General features: G+C 68.9%; 1 protein-coding gene. It reads right to left on the minus strand.

From position 1 onward, the window contains the following. The coding region (locus GT045_RS33400) for an enolase C-terminal domain-like protein (RefSeq protein ID WP_272926933.1) at positions 1-212 on the minus strand (212 nt) is incomplete at both ends.

Here is a 212-nt window from a genome sequence, read left to right on the forward strand (position 1 = left end):
CCACCACGGGCGCGCCCTTGACCACCTTCTTGATCTCCGCGTCCGCGAAGTCGTTGAAGTGCTCCAGGACCTTGAAGTTCGGGGTGGTGAAGCCGACCTGGAGGGACGCGGCGGTGAGCACCGGGCCGCCGACGTTGTGCGGGGCGACCAGCGTGTAGTGGGTCTCGGCGGTCGCCGCGAGCTTGCGGGTCTCCCAGATGCCGCCGATGTGG

The organism is Streptomyces sp. SID486 (assembly GCF_009865385.1).
Lineage (GTDB): Bacteria > Actinomycetota > Actinomycetes > Streptomycetales > Streptomycetaceae > Streptomyces.